This is a genomic window from Runella salmonicolor, from assembly GCF_024158025.1.
GTDB classification, from domain to species: domain Bacteria; phylum Bacteroidota; class Bacteroidia; order Cytophagales; family Spirosomataceae; genus Runella; species Runella salmonicolor.
In genome coordinates, this window is sequence record NZ_JAMZEL010000003.1 from 107,562 (window position 1) to 126,525 (window position 18,964).

Genomic DNA, 18,964 nt, shown 5'->3' on the forward strand with positions numbered 1-18,964 from the left:
TCGTCAAAGGCAAAAAGTACATTGTGCGTTTGGAGAGTGCACAGGGCTTGGAAGGCTTTGTGGTAGAATGGTAAAGCTCAAAAAGCAATCTATCAACAGCCCTGCCGTGCGGTGGGGCTGTTTTGTTTCAAAGGCTATTCCAAATCACTGCTCACTTTCAGGGTGGGGATAAATTGAAAATATTGGTATCAAGATTTTCGTTGCCAAGCTGTTTTACGTAATTGATTAGCAAATTCAACGGTATCTGAAACATGAGCAAAAGGCGTAACAGAAGCATCATCGGCTAAAAGCGACTCTTCTTCTGATAATTCGGGATTATAAATAGAAGAGTGGTTGCGATAGTCGAGTTTAGGCACATCAAAAGGCAGTTTTTCAAGCGCAACCTCCTCTTGAATGGCTTTGGTGAGTATGTCTTTTAAAAGTTCCTGTGCTGATTTGCCAATGGCATGGGCTTTTTCCAAAATACGATGTTCTAATTGAGCATCATTGATTTCAAATGTTAGCATGATTTTAAAGTTTTCAGCAAATATAACCACTATGAAACGATATTTATTGCTCCTCATTTTCTCTACTGAGCCGTAGGTCGAGGGGGAAGTTTGAGTTTAGCCAAAAGGGTATCGCTTTCTTTCAGCAGTTTTTGTACCGAGGGGCTGTCTTTAAACAAAGCAGGGAGCTTTTCCACATCGAAAGTGGGCTGTTTTGGGGCGGTTGCAGTGTTAGATTTCATATTTTTTTCTGATAATATATGCTTGATAATGATGGCTTTTGTTAAATGTTTCAAGTTGGTCGTTGGGCAATACCCCAAAAACTTCGTACAAATGCTCAATTTGGCTGAGGCTTTTGGCAATAGCCGCTCTGTACAAACGAGTTCGGCTGGGTGTACTTCCTTGAAAATAAACAGTTTTTTCAGGAAATCGTTCGAGGTAATCTGCCAAGGTATCAATGACGGTTGTAATGACCAATTCCAAATCCTGGTTGTCGCTCACCGCCATAACATCAATGCGTTGGTTGTCAATCAAATCACCAAAAACCAGTTCAACCAATTGCGATTTCTCATCTCGCAGTATATATCCAACTACCTTCGGAATCGTGTTTTTGCCAATACTTTCAAAAAAATAATACTGTCCGTCGGCTGATGTTTGGTACTGATAATGGGGTTTATTCATTCAATATAAGTATGTGGTCAAAAATAATTTGTTTTATTCCAAACCCACCCCGTCGCTACGCGACACCCCTCCCAAGAGGGGATTTACGCTCTAATCCCCTCTTGGGAGGGGTGGGTCTAGTGGAAATTCTAAAATAATAAAAACTATTTACGATTCAGTACTTAAGATTCAATTTTTAGCAAATATAACCACTATGAAACGATATTTATTGCTCCTCATTTTATTTTTAGCCACCCTAAGAGGCTTCACCCAAGGGCGTTAGCCCTGCCGCGCGGCAGGGCTATTTTGTTTCAAAGGTTATTCACAATCTCTGTGTGAAGCTCCGTCATTTCTTCGATTGTTTCTGGCTCAAGACCTTTGGCGTTGTTTTTTTGCCCTCCTACAAATTCCCCACCCACTGCGACACAATCACGGCCTTCTCTGCGTCTTTGGCTTGCCATTCGTAGGCCAACAATAAGCCGTTAGGCGTAGGCAACAGCACTGGATAGGAAGCATTTTCATGGTCGGCGGTGAGGAAAGTGGTGGTTTCTTTTCCATTTTTGTCAATGATTCTCAGGGCAATTTTGGTAAAAAATTCGCCATCTTTCTCCACTGATTCGTCCCAAACCACGGCTACATTACCGTTCCAATTGGCGATTTGGGGATGCTTGGCGCGTACCGTTAAGTTAGCGGAAATTAGTTTTTCTTCGCCCAATTTTACGATTCTGATACCTGCTTCGTGGTTTTCAGATTTTCCGCTGAACCATGTTACAAAGAAATCATTTCCTGATTGCGTCATGCTTGGGCCAGTGTGTGGGCAGGCGTTGATTTTCCAGCGGTCTTTGTACACCAATTGGGGCTGAGTAAAGGTCTTGCCGCCATCGGTCGAAACGGCGTGGCTCATGTCGCGGGTGCCGTCGGCAAGCAGGTCGCGGTAGGTGAGGTGGATGTTTTTATTGGCGTCAACAAACAGTACCGTACGGCAGCATTGGCAGGCGTTGGAGTCTACCACCACTTCTTCCGAAAAGCCTCCCTGCGGTAATGTTTGCGTAAATTTCACACTGCGGCCTTCGTGTTTTCCCATTTTCTCATCCAGCCACACAAAACCTAGTTCACCGTTGGGTAAACGAACCATGTCGCTGAAGGAGTGGCCTTTGCCCGGCGTGGTATCTTTATGGACGGCTTTGGGCGCAGACCAACTTTGGCCTTTATCGGTCGAAACAACGTACATTAAATCGGACGCGCGCGGGGCTTCTTTGGTTGGCTTTTTGATTTCAAAAGTGGCCCAAATGCTGCCGTCGGCTTTGAAGGCCACGCGCGGCATTCCTTCGGCGTGTACGGTTAATTCTGTGGGGGCATTGATTCTGATTTTTTTGCCAAATGTCTGTCCACCGTTTTCGGAAATGGCCAAGTAAAAATGGCCTTTGTCGCCGTCTTTCTCGACCCAACTTAGTACTGGATGGCCACGGTGGTCGGTGGTGAAACGGGGCGTAGCGCCCGTGAATTTTTCGTTGGAAAGGGGCGTTGTTTTGCGGTTGATTATTGTTGAAAATCCAAAAAGACTTAATGATAGAATCAATGAGGATACGAGGAGGTATTTCATGGTGATTTTATTTAGAATGAAAGGTTTTTGTTAGTTTTGTTAAAAAAATCAGCGATATGACTGTTACGTATCAACTTACCGAGGATGAATTTGACTACCGGCTTTTTCGTCGTATCAAGTCTCAGTTTGCCCGTCGAACCGGTTCGTTCAAAATAAAAATTGAAATTGAAGAAACCGAAACGGACGAAACCGAAGCCATTATGGCTGATCCTGCTTATTATGAGGAGTTACTTCGTCGCAAAGCCTCGGTAGAGGCGGGAAATGTTATTTCTTTTACACCCCAAGAATTTGATGAACTCGTCAAGAAACATTCTGTTTGAGCCAAAAGCATTTGAAGAGTTTATCGAATGGGCCGCCGAAGACAAAAAAGTATTTTTCAAAATCGCTGAATTAATTGAAGAAATCAGGAGAACTCCTTTTGAAGGGAGAGGAAAGCCTGAGCCTCTTAAACATGGTTTGAAAGGTTATTTTTCGCGTCGGATTACCGATAAACACAGGTTAATTTATATGGTTAGTGACCAAACGATTACGTTTATTGCCTTTAAAAATCACTACGGCGATAAATAACTTGGCAACTGTGTAAATGCGGAGAAGATTAGCTGTTGGCCGATCTTCTCCGCATTTTTATTTTCCCTTAAAATTATACTGCACCCCTACCGTAAACGTGCGCGGTGCGGCTGGCGTGAACGTGGTGCGGTCGGTGGCGGCGTTGCCTCGGGTGGCGTTGGTAGCATACAGTGCGTCGGTTAGGTTCATGACATTGGTAAAGAGTTCAATGCCTTTCCACTGATACCCAGCCCGAAAGTTGACCAAATCATAGCCATCGTACACGACCGTATTGATTTGATTCTGATACCATTTGCTTAGGTGCTGCCATTCTATCGACGCACGGAAGTTTTTGAACCATTTGGGATAGTAACTCACCTCGCCGTTCCATACCCAACGCGGTGCGGAGGGCATGTCCTTGCCGTTGACGTCTTTGAGTGCGTCGGAAGCGCGTTGGCTGAGGATAAATTCTACAAAACGGTGAATGGAATGGGTGCCGCCAAAACGAACAAATACTTCTTTGGAGGGCTTGTACGTGATGCCAAATTCGAGCCCTTTGTGCAGGGTTTTTCCCGCGGCTTGGTAGTCAGTGGAGTTGTCAGGCTGGCGGATGTTGAGTAGTTCGTTGGTGCCTTTCATTTGGTAATAAGTGGCATCAATGTAAACTTTGTTTTTCAGCAGCGACATCCAACCACCGATTTCGGCATTGGTAAAGGTAGCGGGGATGAGGTTGTAATAAAACAAGTCGCCGTTGGCGGCTGGGGTAGGGCGTTTTCTGAAAATCGCCGTCAAGCCTGAGGGGGCAAAGCCTTTGGAATAATTGGCATAAATGCCTTTTCCACGCCCTAAATCGTAGGTTACGCCCAGTTTGGGCGTAGTTTGGCTGTATGATTTAGCACCGCCCGTGGCCTGGCCCGTGGTTTTGTCAACGTCGAGATTGTTGACAAAGTTGAAGGACATATTGTCGTAGCGCAGGCCCGCCGAAATGCGCAATTTGGGCAGAGGCTCAAAATCATACTGCGCATAAAAGGCCGTATTACGAATATCCGCGCTGTAGTTAGCAATCTGAATATCAGGCCGTTCTTTAGAAATGGTGTATTTCTCTACCGATTTTTTGTCGGCCCGAAGCTGCGCGGTCAAATCTACTTGATACGACCAATATTCATTGGGCGAAAAGTCAATGGTAGTTCCCGCAGTCAGTTTGGAATTTAAAAACGTGAAGCGCTGGGTGTGTTGAGCAATGAAACCTAGACTCTGGAAGTCACTTGAATTGATTTCACCCCGGGCCGTGGTTGCGCCTGATGTCCACCGAATTCCGTAGGAGGGGTTTTGACCGTGTTTGTTGTCCCGCGCAAAAACCGTGACGAACGACTGTGAGCCGTTGTTCCACTCTTTTTCAAACGTCAAACGTGAACGCAACGAGTAGGATTTACGGTAGGTAAAATCGGTCGTGCTGATGTATTGACGCTTATAAAACGCGACGCTGTCGACGCTGCCGCTGGTTTGGGAATCATACTTGGCGTACGAAAGGGTATAAATCAGGCGCGCTTTTGGGGTAAAATGATACTCCAACCGCGCATATTGAGCGTTTTTGGTATAATCAGAGCTGGTCATCCAAGCGTCTTTTTGCTCGGCTACCAAGCCACCAACGTAGATGTCGAACTTCCCCAACGTAGCTCCTGCGCCATATTGTACACGACGGTAGCCCCATTGGTCGGCTTGGAGGCCAATCCGGGCCGTGGGTACGGCGGTGGGGCGTTGTGAGATAAAATTAATGGCACCGCCCACGGCTTCTGGGCCGTAAACCGACGAAACGGGGCCCTTTACGACCTCAATCGAGCTGACCGTAAACTGGTTCATTTCCAACAGAGAATTGTGGTTGAACACGCCCATAGGCCGAATCGGTACGCCGTCTTCCAAATACAGATAGTAGGCGTTGGTGGTCATCGGTTGGCGGATGGCCATCGAGTGTTGTTCGTTGTTGAGGTTGACCATCATCACGCCGGGTGTTTTGTTGATGACTTCATAGATAGAGCTTGCCTTTGCCTCATCAATCATCTTTGGCGTTAGTTTTGAGATGGCAATGGGCGTTTCGGTACGTAATGCCGCCTCACGGTTGCCCGTTACGACGATGGTCTGGAGGTTTTCTACCGAGGGTTCGAGCGATACCGTCAGCGGATGGTTGCCCAAGATTTCAACTTCTTGACTTGCGTAACCAATGGTTGAAATGCTGATTTTTGCGCCTGTTGCCACATTTGAAAGGACAAAAAGACCATTGTTATCGGTGATTGTTCCAGCGTTGTTTTTGAGGATTTGAACCGTAGCACCCACCACGGGTTCTTTGGTGACGGCGTCAAAAATTTTGCCTTTGACGGCCTGTTGTGCCGCTGCTTGGGGGACAACTGCACCCAGTAAAAGCAGCAGAAATAGAGGTATATTTTTCATTGTTGTTTCAAAAAATTTTGTGTGTCATCGATGCTTTTGAGCATATCATCGCTTACTTGTTCAATCTTGATTTTTTCCTGCGTGAGGGCCTGAATCGCTTGGGAAGGAGGCAGTTTTTTGAGCGAATCGCCGTTGTAGTGGTGCATCCACTCCATCATTGAGCGGTCGGCTTCTTGGAGTTGCGACGCAAGAAACCGAGATTGCTCCAACGCCTGTTGCAGTGTAGCATCATTGGGCTTGATTTTGAGCAAGCTGTCGGCCTGCGCAATGTGCTTTCGGAGGGTGTTTTCCAGTGCCACCAACTCGCCCATTTTGGGCATGACGGCATCATGGATCATCATCACTTCCTTCTCTAGGGTATTGATTTGGACTTGCTCCCCGTTTTGACAGGCGGCCAGCCACAACACCCCACTGAATAGTAATGGGTTGATTTTCATTAGATTATAATTGCCTAGGTTTAAAAAAGCGTTACTCTTCCTTCGCGGTAGATGGGAATGGCTTTTTTGTACAAAAAATTAGGCAATCGGAGGCATGAGGGGCTTGGATAAAAAGCCTTTTTGTACTGAAGAAGAAAACAAGGGGAAATAATCGAAGTCGAGGTACGAAACAGGAGCTAATGCAAAGTCGAGGGTGGTTTCTTCAAATACTTCCTGAATAACTTTTTTGGCTGTATCGCTTTGTTTTTGGGCTTCATTGCGGGCTTGTTCTTCGGCTACTTTGTGGAGTTGTTTGGCCAAATAGCATTTGCCGTCGCAGTGCAACTGAGGGGTAAAACGGTTTTCGCAAAGATGTTGAATGATGTATTCTTTGCGCAATTCAAAATCCAGATACACAAACGGCACCACCAGTATTTTGAAACTGATTAGAAGCAGCAAAAAAAGTGATATGTACCGTTTGTGGTTCATGGATAGGTTTTCCAACCCTGCAAAGGTAAAAGATTCTTGGCAGTGCCGATGATTAAAAGTGATTTTGTGGCGTTTTATTACCGAAAAAGCAGCATTTTAAAATCCGTGAGGGCATTGACGGAGTGCTCGACGTGGGCTTTGAAAGACATACCGTCGCCAGGAGAAAGAAAAAAAGCTTCTCCTGCCAAGTTGAAGTTGGCGTTTCCCTCCAAAACGTACAAAAAAGCATCCGTCGGCGAAACGTGGGTGTTGAGCCGCTCGCCTTGTTGAATACTGATAAACACGGTTTTGAAGTGCTCATTCGAGTCGATTTTCTTGGTTTTGATGCCATCAAAAGGCAGTAAACCAGGGATGTTTGAGGTTTTCATATCTGTCTGATTAGTTGGGGACAATAACACCGTCAATAATGTGTACAAACCCGTTGGAGGCCCGCACCGAGCCAATTACTTTGGCCTCGCCGATGTATAGCACGTCTCCTTTTTTGTGAAAAGTAACATTGGTGCCGTCTACCATGCCCATGTTTTGGCCATCCTGAAAAAAGTCAACATCCAGCGCCGAGGTCATCACGTGGTGCTCTAAGATGGCTTTCAGTTTGTCTTTGTTTTCGGGTTTAAGTAGGTCTTCTACCGTGCCAGAGGGCAGTTTTCCAAAGGCGGCATTGGTAGGGGCAAACACCGTAAAAGGCCCCGCGTTGGAGAGGGCGTCCACCAAATCGGCGGCTTGTACGGCTTTGACGAGCGTGGTATGGTCGGGTGAGCCAACGGCTACCTTTACGACATCTTTTTGTGATTCATTGTCTTCCACGGCCGATTGGCCGCTAACGGCGGCAGTTTCAGTGGCGGTGGCTTGAGTACCAGATTGTTCGGCAGAAGATTGGCAAGCCGCTAATGCCACGATAAACCCGAAGGCGATAAGGTTAGATTTCATCTTTTTGTTCGTTTTGGTTAAAAATTGGGAAATTGTGTACACGGGTTAGGCGTATGTTTTGTTTTGCAAACGGGTTATTCTCAAAATAGTCAGACGCTTTACAAATCCTTTTTGTTGAAAATGCGGGTAGCCAAAGCGACGGGCCAAACCACCCATACCATCAGCACCGACAGCGCGATGATGAGCCCGTAATTGGTGCTAAAAAAATCCTGAAAAACTGCGCCCGTGAAGCCCATTAAGGCCGAAATGTCCATTTTCATCAAGACCATGATGCGCGCCAAATCGGTGGGATTGAGGGCGGTCAAGAAAAGCATGACTTTTTCGAGTGGATAATCGCTGAACGAAAACAGGATGCCCAGCACTAAGCCGTCGTACACCAAGGCAAAGTAAAACCAGATGACCAAGGCCAAGCCCATTCCTTTGGCTTTGTCGCGGGTGATGACGGCGGCCAAAAAAGCCAACGATACAAACGACAGGGTTAAAAGTAAGCCGCTTATAATCAAGACAATGCCGCGTTCGGTTCCTTCAAAAAGCATTGTCGGAATACCAACCCCTACCAAAAAAGCTAAACTCAACGAGGCCGCTACCCCGATGTATTCGCTCAAAAATATGCTTTTTCGGCTTAACGGTTGCGCCGAGAGTAGTTCGATAAATTCGTAGGAATTGTAAAAATGGATGGTCGAAAAAATAATGCTTACCAGCGGCACCACCATCAAAATGATGTTGAGCAAGCTCAAAAGCCCTTTGTTGGGGTCGGGGTCGAAGCCAAAAAAACTGAAACTCACGGCCGCCAGCAGCAAGGTATAGCCCATGACAAACCGATTGCGGATGATGTCGTACAGAACGTATTTGGTAACTTTGTTCATAATTGCTTACCCACCAAAGGGCTTTTATATTTTTATTGCTTCCGCTCGTTTAGACGATACTGCCGTTTTTGACATGATTTGTGCGATAGCCCGTCCCAGTTTTTGTTCGCCTGTTTCGAGTTTAAGGTTATCTACTGAACTGTAAAATTGTACGCTGCCGTCTTGTAAATACAGCACATCGGTGGCAAGTTCGTCTAAGTCCGACATGACGTGTGAGGTAATCAGAATCAGTTTGCCGTTGTCGTGTTCGCGCTGGATTTTTTCTTTCAACAACTCGCTTGAAAGTGGGTCTAGACCAGCGGTGGGTTCGTCCAAAATCAGGATAGGTGGATTGAACAAAAAGGCCAACGCGGCACTGACTTTTTGCTTGGTTCCGCCCGATAAGGTGCCCAGTGGTTTTTCAAACATATCGCGCAAATGAAAAGCCACTACCAAGTCTTCGTCCAATGATTTGGGGGCGTTTTCTTTTCGTAAATCCGTCATCATGTCAAACAATTGCTTGATTTTCAGATGGGTGGGATAACGACCAATTTGGGGCATGTACCCGATTTGGGCGCGGTAATCGTGACGATTGGCGATGGACCGACCCTCCACGTATATTGTGCCGCTATCAGGGACTACCATCCCGAGCAATGTTTTGATAAAAGTTGTTTTTCCCGAGCCGTTGGGGCCAATCACCGCCACCACCCGCCCTTGGGGAAGGTTTACGCTGACATTGCGCAATACTTGCAGCTTGCCAAACGATTTATTTATGTTTTCAGCGCGAATCATGGGAGGTAATGCTTGAGGTATGTTTTTAAAATAGTGCATGTCAAGTGTTTATGTAACAAATCCGTTCTCCGACCTTCCGTTCTACCTGTTCCGATTGATAATCGGTTTCATCATGGGCGATTCATCTTTCATGCCTTCGGGGGTGATGCTCGGGATGATTTTTTCGATGCGGTCCAACAGCGTCACCGTAAAACTCCGGAGCAGCATCATGGCTTGTGGTATACGCTCAATCACGCTTGCATAAAGACTCACGGGGCGGAAGGGCACGTCGCCAATGCCGTCGCGGTTGAGGTCGTAGCCTTCGTATTTGTCCCAATAGTTATGGGCTACTTTGGTTAAAACCACATTGCCGTTGGTGGCTACATCGAAGGTGTTTCCTTTGAAGTTGTTGTAAACCAACGTATTGTCGTCGCAATTGGCCTGAACCCGAATGGCGTAGCCGTTTTTGATAAATTGATTATGGGAAAACACCGAGCGACTACATCCTTCCATGTAAACGCCGATGGTGTTGATGTTGAATGTATTTTGTTCAATGTGGCTGTCGGAGATGTCTTTCAACAATAGCCCGTAGGCTGCGCCCCCCCAATTTTGCTCAAAAATGTTGTGCTTCATGGTCACAAACTTTGTGTACATGACGGCCACCCCTGCTCCGTTTTGGCGAAAGGTATTGTAGAAATATCCGTTTTTATGCGAAAACATAAAGTGTAGGCCGTATCGAATGTTTTGATGGCTAAAATTGCGTTGGATGATTGAATTGGTCACAAACTCAAAATAGATTCCGTCGCGGTGGCCTGCTACTCGGTTGTTTTCAACCCGAATGCTGTCGCATTTCCAAGCGTGGATGCCGTTTCCAGTATTTTGCTCTTCTTTGGGGTTGCCGCGCACGTCGTTTGCCTGCACCAAACAATGGTCGGAGGCCGAGAGATAAATGCCGAAGTAACTGTTTCTGACGCGGTTGCCGATGATGCGTACATAGCTGGATTCCAGTACTTTAATGGCCGCCCAGTCAATCATGCTCGTCATGCCTACGTTTTCAAAATGGAGTCCTTGGATGGTAACGTTATTGGCGGTAATGGTAAAAATCTCATTCTTAAACTGCCCGTCCAACACTGGAAAATGTTGGCCAATGATGGTTAAAGGTTTATTAATCAAAACAGTATTGACGCGATAATTGCCCTTTTGAATTAAGATTGTGTCATCTGCTGCTGCTCTCAAGATGGTGTGTCGGATGCTTTGCTTTGGGTTGACAACCCACGTTCGGGCATGGAGCGTAGTTGACAGAAACAGCCCAATGCTCATCAGGAAAACAAAATACTGGGGAGGCTGGGGCCGGAGATGATGGTTGGGCGTACGTTTCATGTTTGAAAATCAAAAAATGGCAACTACTTCTTTCCACGTCAGCATTTTGGCTTGAGCAAACTCGGCCTTGTTGGCAGTAGCGAAGGATTTGGGGCTGAATGCCGCCACATCGCCGCGCATCGGGCTACGAAAATCTTTGCTGCTTAGAAAAACCGCCGTTTTTACGTCAATCAATTCGCCGGGAGCGTTGTAATCATTGACCACCAAAAAAGCGAGCGTTGATTCGTCCAATTTGTTGGTTTTCATGTACTTAACCATGCAGCTCAAGTCGTCAAATTTAAAGGCTTTGCCCTTGTCGGTGACTATTTCGGCGGCGTATCGCTTGTCTACGATGGTCATTTTGCAAAATTCGCAGGCATCTTTTCCGTAGCGAATCGGCTCGGTTGTTTGGGTGCAACTTTGTGAAATTGTACCCAAACTGATGATTGCCCAAAGAATGGCTGGTTTTATGGCTGTTTTTTTGACGAATATTTTTTCTGAAAAATAGAATTCGTAGATAAGGGCCATAACGACTACTACACCCAGCGCCACAAACACCCATCCGCCTACGTCGGGCATCGAATATGCCCCAAAATTGAGTAATTCTTTGTAGCCGATAAGTGGTGGCTGATACGCCATGCTGGGTACTTTGATGGGAGCGTCGTCGCTGAGGTTATGGCCGTATTCGTAGCCCCATTTCCAGAAATCATACAGCGCCACCACGCCCGCCAATACAATCAATACGAAGTAACTGACCAACATTTTTCGATTTTTTAGCAAAGCAGTGAGCAGCCCGAACACTATGTAAAAGCCTACTGCATAAGGCAATATCTTAAATTCAGGAAACATTTCTTCCTTGATATGGGCCATACCGATGTAGTGGTTCAGTCCGTTGATGATTTCTACATCACCCGATAATTTGGAAAGCCAAATTTTCATAACTAAGCCTTCAGGATACTGCGGTGCCCATAGATCAATGCGCCAAAGCGGAACGAAATAGGTCGCAATCAATGCCAACGAAGCTACCGCTATGCTGGCCCTTGAGATGTTGTGGATTGGTTTCATCGAAGTGTGTTTTAATTGCGTCAGGGTCGAGAATGCCACCCTGACGCAACTATTTTTTAGCGTTTTGCTACTTTCTGTTCTGTTTCAGCCGTTGGGTTTTTGCCCGTTCCCCACGAGAGTGGGATTTTGCTGCCCGCGGGTGATACGCGCACGTATCCCTGCATTTCTTGGTGGAGTGCCGAGCAGAAGTCGGTGCAGTAGATTGGCGTAACACCTACTCTGGAAGGTTTCCATTTGAGGGTACAAGTTTCGCCGGGCATGATGAGGATTTCGGCGTTGTTGGCCCCGCGTACCGCAAATCCGTGGGGTACGTCCCAGTCTTGCTCTAAGTTGGTGACGTGAAAATAAACGTCGTCGCCCATTTTTACGCCTTCGATATTATCGGGTGTAAAGTGCGACCGAATGGAGGTCATGTACACGTGTACCTCGTTGCCTTTGCGTACTACTTTGGCTTCTTTTTCTCCCTTAGCTACGTAAGGGTGGTTGTTTTCTTCCAATTTGAAAATCTTCCGTGAGTTCTTTTCGACCAAAGCGGCGGGGATAGCTTCGGCGTAGTGCGGCTCACCAATGGTGGGGAAATCAAGCAATAGCTTCATTTTTTCACCCGAAATATCGTACAACTGCGCCGATTGGGTCAATTCAGGGCCCGTAGGCAGGTAGCGGTCTTTGGTGATTTTGTTGTACGCAATCACGTATTTTCCGTGTGGCTTAGAGGTGGGTCCGCCCGGAATCGACAAGTGGCCTACCGAATAGTAGGTGGGCACGCGGTCGAGTACTTCGAGCGATTGAAGGTTCCATTTTACCAATTCCGACGAAACAAAGAAGGAGGTAATGGCATTTCCTTGTCCGTCAAATTCGGTGTGCAGTGGCCCTAAACCTGGTTTTTTTACTTCTCCGTGCAACACAGCTTCGTATTTCAACACGGGAATTCCGTCAAAACTACCGTCAAATGTTTTTGCGGCAATCGCTTGTTGGATTTTATCAAAAGAAAATACGGGAATGACGGCGGCCAATTTGCCCGAGCCTACAATGTAGCTACCCGTTGGGTCAACGTCGCAGCCGTGCGGAGACTTAGGACAAGGCATAAAGTACAGCATGTCTGGGCACTCTTTGGGGTCGAGTGTCATTACTTCGTTGATGATTGTCGAAGTAGCGGAGTGCGTTTTTTCGTCGTAAACGTTGTGCGCAAACTTCGCCGCTTCTTTCTTGCCTTTGCCTTGGGCTAAATACTGTTCGGCTTTTTTCCAGTTGACGGCCAAAATAAAGTCTTTGTCTTTTTGCGAAGCATTTACCTCAAGCAAAGAATTGGCTTGCTCCGTGTTGTAGCACGAGAAGAAAAACCAACCATCTGATTTGCCTTTTCCGGCGCGGGCCAAGTCAAAACTTACGCCCGGGGTTTTCAACTGAAACTTAATAGCCATACGCCCCGTGGTTTTGTCGATGCTGACAAAGCTGATGTAGCCTTTGAAGTTTTGTTTGAAACTATTGATAGATACGTCGGCGTTGGCATCTGGAGGCACCGAAAAGCGCGTTCCAGCCACGGCGTATTCGGAGTTGGCGGTGATAAACGGCGAGGAGTGATTGCCGCCCGAGTTGGGGATTTCGATGATTTCGTCGGTGCGGAAAGTAGAAAGGCTGACGCGGGCAATGCGCGGCGTATTGTTGCCGTTGATAAATGCCCACTTGCCGTCGTGTTCTCCGTTGGTGGTCGAAAGGGCCACATGGTGAGAGTCATCCCAAGGTACAAATCCGTGTGATGTATTGAGCATGGGTTTGGTTTCTTCGCTGTACCCCCAGCCATTTTCGGCAAATTGGGAGAAAACAGGAATAATGCGCAATACCCGGCCCGAAGGTAAACCTACGACCGAAAGCTGTCCGTTGAACCCTCCCGATACGATATTGTAGAATTCATCGTGCTTGCCGGGAGCCACGTATACTTTTTGGGCGGCGTCACCAGCGAGCTCGGAGCCGCCAGATTTGCCAGCATTGTCGGGTTTGCAGGCAAAAAAGCCCCCTGCCAGCACCGCCAAAGCGATACTGCTGATATTAATGATTTTCATTGAGTTATTTGTTTTTTGATGTTTATACTTTCGGTCTAGGCGACCCCGTCAGTGCGACCCCGTCTAGGCGACCCCGTCTAGGCGACCCCGTCTAGGCGACCCCGTCTGACTACCGTCTGACCTTATCCTGAATTACTGCAAACTGTAAACTCACTTTTCCCCGTCGTTTTTGCGCATAAATTCAATGATGCTGCGGGCTTCTTCGGGGGTAATGTTTTGGTTGGGCATCCGCACGAGGCATTGCTCTAGGAGTTTTTGGGCTTCGGCATCTTCGGCGAGCATCATGTCTACGTTGGTAATCATGTTGATAATCCACTCGGGTTTACGTTTTTTGGTAACTCCCGCCCAGCCAGGGCCTACAATGCGGTCTTCGGTGAGTTTGTGGCACGATGAGCATTTGAGGTCGTAGATATCACTGCCCACTTTGATCATTGTTTGGTCGAGCGGGTTGGTAAGCTTTACCTCTTTGACTTCGGTGCCGTGGGTTTCGGGCTGGTCCAGAATGGCCGTTGAGTCAACTTCGGGGGCTTCGGCGCGTTGTTCGGCTCCCTTGCCCGAGCAGCCATACCAGATCAGGGTGGTCAGGAGCAGCAGGAACTGAATGGAATTAGGTTTCATCTTTATAGTTGATTTTAGATTTGAAAACAATGGCTTAGTAGCCTTTTGGTTTTACAAACCTACGACCCGACCTACCCCGATTCTTATGGTTTCGGTCATAAAGAATAGCAGACTTTGAGCAGTAAAAATTAGTTATAAATACTAAGTAATTTTACTTAATACACATAAAAAAAGCCCCAATTGGGGCTTCAAAAGTGACGAATATCGTTTTTTTTAGTGGCGTACTATCTTATGGTCCAAAAGCTCTAGTTCACCTAGAGCTGCTAGACGTAATACTTTTTTTATAACAGTCTCTACTCTCAAACCTGTCATATCGGCAATGGCCTGTCGGGTAAAAGGGACTTCATAGCACGGGGTAGCCCGGGGGGCTTTATCCTTGAAATAATCAATGATGGTCAAAATCCTTTTTTCAGGATTTTGGGTATTCATGGCGTTGAGTAGTTTGGTCTTGTGAAAAAGCCTGATGGCTAGCATTTTAGTGAATTCAAAATGAACCCCGGGATTGTCGCGTAATAACCTTAAATAATCAGCTTTTTTTAGTACCCAAATTTTACAATTGGTGATGGCTTTGGCATTGGCTGGGTAGCAGAAGCCCGCGATTAGGGGAGGTTCGCCAAAACTTTCACCGTGCGAAAACAACCCTTGGATATAATCATTGTTTTCTCCAGCATTAAACAATTTAACACTGCCTTCTTCTACTTGAAAATAGAAATGAGCGGGCCAGCTTTCGTGAAATACGTATTCGCCTTTTGCAAAGCGATTAAGTGAAGCACCATATTGCTGTAGTAGAGAAGACGGTATCACTGTCATAACGGTATTGAGTAGTATATTTTACGAAAAATGAGTATATATACTAAGTATAGCTATGACTTATGTCAGTTGTTTGTCCTTTAGACGCTACTTCGGTTTTATAAATTCTGTGATGGAGAAGTTGGCACTCAAACAATCAGAAAGTCGGTTTATTTTGGAAAACACAACCCTTAAGATTTACGTTTTGCAGTTTTTGATAGGCTATCACCTCCATGAATTCGGGTACTTCTTTGGGTCTTGAAACCACAAAACCCAAAGAAGCACCATTCAATTAAAACTTAACTCCTGCCGAAACATAGAACGTACGACCGTCGGCAGGCATTAAGCCTGGGCCTGGGTAACCACCCGCGCGTCGGGTAAAGTAGCGCTCGTCAGTTAGGTTATTCACCCCAGCTTTTAGGTTATAGTGTTTCAAAAATTTGAAACTTGCCGAAATATCTTGTACCGTATAAGCGGGAATCACTCCCGTAGTAGCGGCAGAATTGGCTGCTTCTGTATTTGAAGCATCGGCGTAAGCTTTGCCAATATCGCTCAATTGCCAAGTTACCGAAAAACCTTTTTTGTTGTATGTTACGCCAAAACGGTTGATTTTTCGGGGGGCGTTTTCTACCCTTTTTCCTGAAAGATTTCCTTCTACTACCTGCCCATTGACCACCGAAGTAGTTTTAAAATTACGGTAGGTTGCATCAATGTAAGCTACCGAAGCAAACACGCTTACATAACCTATTTTAGATTTTTTAAAGAATGCAGTTACGGGGTCAAACTCTACATATCCCTCAAAACCTTGACTCACTGATCGGCCCAAATTTGTACGGAATTGATAACGTTGATTTTCTGCGTTTGTTTGTGTGATGGTCCCTATGCGATTACCATAGTTTACGTAGAAATAATCAACATCAAAGTTTAAATAATTGCCTACTTTTCCGCGATACCCGAAGTCAAAATTATACCCACGGGCATCTTTTAAGTTTTCATCAATAATATCTGTAGTAGCGGGTGGTGTCAGGTCAGAAATCAGAACTGGGCGATACGCCTGCGAAATGTTTGAGTAAAACTCTGTTTGTGGGGTAATATGGTACTCGAGCCCACCGCCAAAAATCATAAAACTACGATTACGAGTGATGGGGCTCAGCAAAGTTGGGTTGCCATTGGTAAGGCCAAATTGGCCTTCCATTGTAGAAGTAATATTTTCTACTCTCGCACCCAAAGTCATTAAAAATTTGTTGTTAAATCTGAAAATATTCTCCACAAAAGCCGCTTGATTGGTATTCGTAAAATCTAAATCTCTCGGATAGACCCCTTCCGAAAGGTCAAAATCCATCGTTGTTTTGCTGGTGCCTCTTCCTTGTTGTTTACGGTCAATGTGGCCACGGAAGTAACGCAAGCCCGTTGCCAATGTATTTTCTTTGCCGAGAAATTTATAATCACTCAAAAGCCTGAGTTCCGAGCCGAAAGTCGTATAAAAATCTCGGTCTACTTGGCGAAGAGAAGTTAAGTTATCGTCCTCAGTAATGGCTCTAACATTGCCCACACTATTACGCTCTGCGATGGTTGAAAAGGCTTTGAAACTAAGTTTAGTTTTTGGACTAAAAATATACTCAGCGTTTATACTCGGAATAAACCAGGGCGTGCTGAACCAATTTCTCGAACGCAAACTCTGACGAGAATCTTGGGCAAACTGCGCATCCGTCAAACCGCCCGCCTGCTGGATTTCGGTCATCATATATGTGGCTTCAACGCCAACCTTCAGTTTGTTTGATATGGCATAGCTCAACTCAAGGTGAGCATGATCGGTATCAAAACGGCTATTTTGACGCCAGCCATTTCCCATACGCTTCTGATAATAAGCCGTATAACTTAAACGGCCCTCGGTACCACCGATGTAATTAAATGTACTGAAAAGCCCATTGCTTCCCGTAGTATTCTGCGACTCAACCGTAAAACGCGTAGAAATATCTGGCTTACGAAGCACGAAGTTCATCAAACCCCCAAACTGCGAGCCGTATTGAAGTGAAGAAGCTCCCCGCACGATTTCTATGCGGTCAACTACCTCCATGGGTGGGGTATAATAAGCTTCGGGATAGCCCATTGGGTCGGGAGTAATGTCGTAACCATTCATTCGTGTATTGAATTCCCAAGAGCGATTAGGGCTCAAACCACGTGATGCTACCCCAAGCTGCACACCCGAGCCGTCATTTTCCCATACCGAGATGCCTGGTGTACGGCTAAAAATCTGGCGGCTATTGTTCATTGCTAAATTGGCATTGAGGTTGTCAAGTTTTATCACCTCATTCTTCTTTGTAGCATTAATTGTATAGCCATCCACCTCAGCTAAATGTTCGTTGCCTCTTACACCTTTACTACCAGCGACTTTAACGTCTTTGAGCGTGTATATTTCCTCTTCTACGGTAAAATCTAGGGTTTTTAATTCGTTTTCTTGAAGAAATGTCGCTATTTCTTGATTTTTTAACCCAACTCCCGAAACCACTACTACGTAATTCCCAGCTTTTAATCCTTTAATGATATACTCACCGTTTGAATTGGATTGAACCCCTCTCACTGTTCCTTTTAATGTGACATTCGCTCCGATGATGGCTTGTTGCGCTTTATCCCTAACCTTCCCTATAATCATAGTTTTCTGTCCAAAAGCGGTTACCCACACAACCAAGAGAAGTAAAATTGTACTAATTGAAGACTTCATTTTTGTATTCTTATCTTTGTTTAGACTTATTATAAATGAAGTTGCAAAGGTATAGGACAGATATTGTTGTGCAAATATTTATTTAGATTAATTTTAAATAAAATGAAGAACTAAGTTATCACTTTAAAAAGGGCCTTTTCAACGCGTTGTGCAAATCATAGAAGGGGAAGACTTAAATTCTATCTATCAAGTAGCTGAGTAGAAAAAATAAATATATTGATTTTTTCTTAAACATCTGACTACCAGTTCAATAAAGTCTCTTCATGCAGGGCCGAGACGTCGTACTGTGATATTTAGCCCTATAACTTTTGATCAACTACGTAAGCTGACTCCTGTGTAGCAAGCAAAATTCGGGGTTCGATTGAGCCTTACAAGTGCTAGAAGTAGCATCTACGGCATCTCGGTGGCAGAAAAAATGGCCTCTTATTTTTTTGAAGATAATTTAGCGGAATTTTTGTGCAAACTCTGGGCTTTTCTGAGCAGGGCGGCTTTGTGTAAGGCTTCCTCTTTTTCGGTCACCAACGACCACCCGAGTTTGAAAGCAATGCAAATAAATACGCCTAACATAACGAACAGAAATAAGGGCGCTTTTACATTTGACTGATGGACAGTCGATTGAAGAACTTGGGAAATATGGAAAAGTAAATATAGCTGGGATAAAAACATCGCCGTCACCATGCTTATTACGGAAATTGGCAGTTCGTTCAGGATGGCTTTTGCTGTTTTAACAACATGCTTCAGAGGAGGGTCGACCAAAACCAGCTTCCCATTGGTACTAACATAAGATTTTGAAAGTTCAGAAGCCGCGTTTGAAGGTTTCATAGATCAGGTAATAGAATGAGCTGGAAACAAAATGAGTAGGTTTTCTATTCCTCTATTTATGCCAAAAGTAGAGAATAGCCAGCCGAAACCTCCACAAAACAAGATTGGCTACCTGCAATAACTGAACGACAGACTATTACATTTCACAAATGTAACGATATGGTATATTTAAAATAATGATTTAAGTCATTATTAATGTACAAACATCTATTTGAGCATACAGATTTTCGTTGATTATCAGTATTCTGAATGAAAAACTTGAGGAAAAGCCACAAAGATTATTTTAAACAACAATGTTGTTATGGCTGCTTAGAAGACACGAGGTTATTGTGGGTAAAGGAC

Annotated in this window: 20 protein-coding genes; 2 read left to right on the forward strand and 18 right to left on the reverse strand. The window is 45.3% G+C overall.

All coding sequences use genetic code 11. The features are described from left to right. Positions 1-188: 188 nt before the first annotated feature. The 4 genes from NCI00_RS09755 to NCI00_RS09770 all read right to left on the reverse strand — a co-directional run bounded on the left by NCI00_RS09755 (position 189) and on the right by NCI00_RS09770 (position 2,748). Positions 189-506: a hypothetical protein gene (locus NCI00_RS09755; protein WP_253526965.1), complete on the reverse strand. Its 318-nt coding sequence runs from the start codon at positions 504-506 to the stop codon at positions 189-191. A 62-nt stretch (positions 507-568) separates the two neighbouring features. Continuing rightward, positions 569-727 (reverse strand): hypothetical protein, encoded by a 159-nt coding sequence (locus tag NCI00_RS09760; protein WP_253526967.1) that lies wholly within the window; start codon positions 725-727, stop codon positions 569-571. Beyond that, positions 717-1,166 (reverse strand): DUF6934 family protein, encoded by a 450-nt coding sequence (locus tag NCI00_RS09765; RefSeq protein WP_253526969.1) that lies wholly within the window; start codon positions 1,164-1,166, stop codon positions 717-719. Before NCI00_RS09765 ends, NCI00_RS09760 begins: the two co-directional genes overlap by 11 nt. Before the next feature lie 379 nt (positions 1,167-1,545). Beyond that, positions 1,546-2,748 carry an exo-alpha-sialidase gene (locus tag NCI00_RS09770; RefSeq protein WP_253526970.1) on the reverse strand — a complete coding sequence of 401 codons (1,203 nt, stop codon included), beginning with the start codon at positions 2,746-2,748 and terminating at the stop codon, positions 1,546-1,548. A 56-nt stretch (positions 2,749-2,804) separates the two neighbouring features. Between NCI00_RS09770 and NCI00_RS09775 the strand changes: the two genes are divergently transcribed. After that, entirely contained in the window at positions 2,805-3,068 is a 264-nt protein-coding gene (locus NCI00_RS09775; RefSeq protein WP_253526971.1) for a hypothetical protein, read from the forward strand. Next, positions 3,040-3,315, forward strand: a complete 276-nt coding sequence (locus tag NCI00_RS09780; protein WP_253526972.1) for a Txe/YoeB family addiction module toxin — start codon at positions 3,040-3,042, stop codon at positions 3,313-3,315. The genes NCI00_RS09775 and NCI00_RS09780 overlap by 29 nt, the downstream gene beginning before the upstream one ends. Before the next feature lie 57 nt (positions 3,316-3,372). On the opposite strand, the gene NCI00_RS09785 is transcribed toward NCI00_RS09780, so the two are convergent. The 14 genes from NCI00_RS09785 to NCI00_RS09850 form a co-directional block, all read right to left on the reverse strand. Continuing rightward, the gene (locus NCI00_RS09785) at positions 3,373-5,739 is read right to left on the reverse strand and encodes a TonB-dependent receptor (RefSeq protein WP_253526973.1); all 2,367 of its coding nucleotides are present in this window, start codon (positions 5,737-5,739) and stop codon (positions 3,373-3,375) included. Beyond that, positions 5,736-6,176 (reverse strand): hypothetical protein, encoded by a 441-nt coding sequence (locus NCI00_RS09790; RefSeq protein WP_253526974.1) that lies wholly within the window; start codon positions 6,174-6,176, stop codon positions 5,736-5,738. The genes NCI00_RS09785 and NCI00_RS09790 overlap by 4 nt, the downstream gene beginning before the upstream one ends. Before the next feature lie 78 nt (positions 6,177-6,254). Further along, the gene (locus NCI00_RS09795; RefSeq protein WP_253526975.1) at positions 6,255-6,644 is read right to left on the reverse strand and encodes a hypothetical protein; all 390 of its coding nucleotides are present in this window, start codon (positions 6,642-6,644) and stop codon (positions 6,255-6,257) included. A gap of 77 nt (positions 6,645-6,721) precedes the next feature. Further along, positions 6,722-7,012, reverse strand: a complete 291-nt coding sequence (locus NCI00_RS09800) for a cupin domain-containing protein (protein ID WP_114069506.1) — start codon at positions 7,010-7,012, stop codon at positions 6,722-6,724. Between the two features lie 10 nt (positions 7,013-7,022). Beyond that, positions 7,023-7,571: a fasciclin domain-containing protein gene (locus tag NCI00_RS09805; protein WP_253526976.1), complete on the reverse strand. Its 549-nt coding sequence runs from the start codon at positions 7,569-7,571 to the stop codon at positions 7,023-7,025. A gap of 98 nt (positions 7,572-7,669) precedes the next feature. Beyond that, positions 7,670-8,437, reverse strand: coding sequence for an ABC transporter permease subunit (locus NCI00_RS09810; RefSeq protein ID WP_253526977.1), 768 nt, complete (start codon positions 8,435-8,437; stop codon positions 7,670-7,672). Positions 8,438-8,461: 24 nt separating this feature from the next. Further along, a complete protein-coding gene (locus NCI00_RS09815; RefSeq protein ID WP_253526979.1) occupies positions 8,462-9,208 on the reverse strand; it encodes an ABC transporter ATP-binding protein in 747 nt (248 codons plus the stop codon). A gap of 81 nt (positions 9,209-9,289) precedes the next feature. Beyond that, positions 9,290-10,567 carry a nitrous oxide reductase family maturation protein NosD gene (locus tag NCI00_RS09820; RefSeq protein WP_253526980.1) on the reverse strand — a complete coding sequence of 426 codons (1,278 nt, stop codon included), beginning with the start codon at positions 10,565-10,567 and terminating at the stop codon, positions 9,290-9,292. A gap of 9 nt (positions 10,568-10,576) precedes the next feature. Further along, positions 10,577-11,611, reverse strand: coding sequence for a nitrous oxide reductase accessory protein NosL (locus NCI00_RS09825; RefSeq protein WP_253526981.1), 1,035 nt, complete (start codon positions 11,609-11,611; stop codon positions 10,577-10,579). 56 nt (positions 11,612-11,667) lie between these two features. Beyond that, positions 11,668-13,671 carry a Sec-dependent nitrous-oxide reductase gene (gene nosZ / locus NCI00_RS09830; RefSeq protein WP_253526982.1) on the reverse strand — a complete coding sequence of 668 codons (2,004 nt, stop codon included), beginning with the start codon at positions 13,669-13,671 and terminating at the stop codon, positions 11,668-11,670. Positions 13,672-13,821: 150 nt separating this feature from the next. Beyond that, positions 13,822-14,289 carry a c-type cytochrome gene (locus NCI00_RS09835; RefSeq protein ID WP_253526983.1) on the reverse strand — a complete coding sequence of 156 codons (468 nt, stop codon included), beginning with the start codon at positions 14,287-14,289 and terminating at the stop codon, positions 13,822-13,824. 213 nt (positions 14,290-14,502) lie between these two features. After that, complete coding sequence (locus NCI00_RS09840) at positions 14,503-15,099, reverse strand: Crp/Fnr family transcriptional regulator (RefSeq protein ID WP_253526984.1); 597 nt, start codon at positions 15,097-15,099, stop codon at positions 14,503-14,505. Between the two features lie 271 nt (positions 15,100-15,370). Further along, a complete protein-coding gene (locus NCI00_RS09845) occupies positions 15,371-17,800 on the reverse strand; it encodes a TonB-dependent receptor (RefSeq protein ID WP_253526985.1) in 2,430 nt (809 codons plus the stop codon). Between the two features lie 423 nt (positions 17,801-18,223). Then, the gene (locus NCI00_RS09850) at positions 18,224-18,622 is read right to left on the reverse strand and encodes a hypothetical protein (RefSeq protein ID WP_253526986.1); all 399 of its coding nucleotides are present in this window, start codon (positions 18,620-18,622) and stop codon (positions 18,224-18,226) included. Positions 18,623-18,964: the final 342 nt, after the last annotated feature.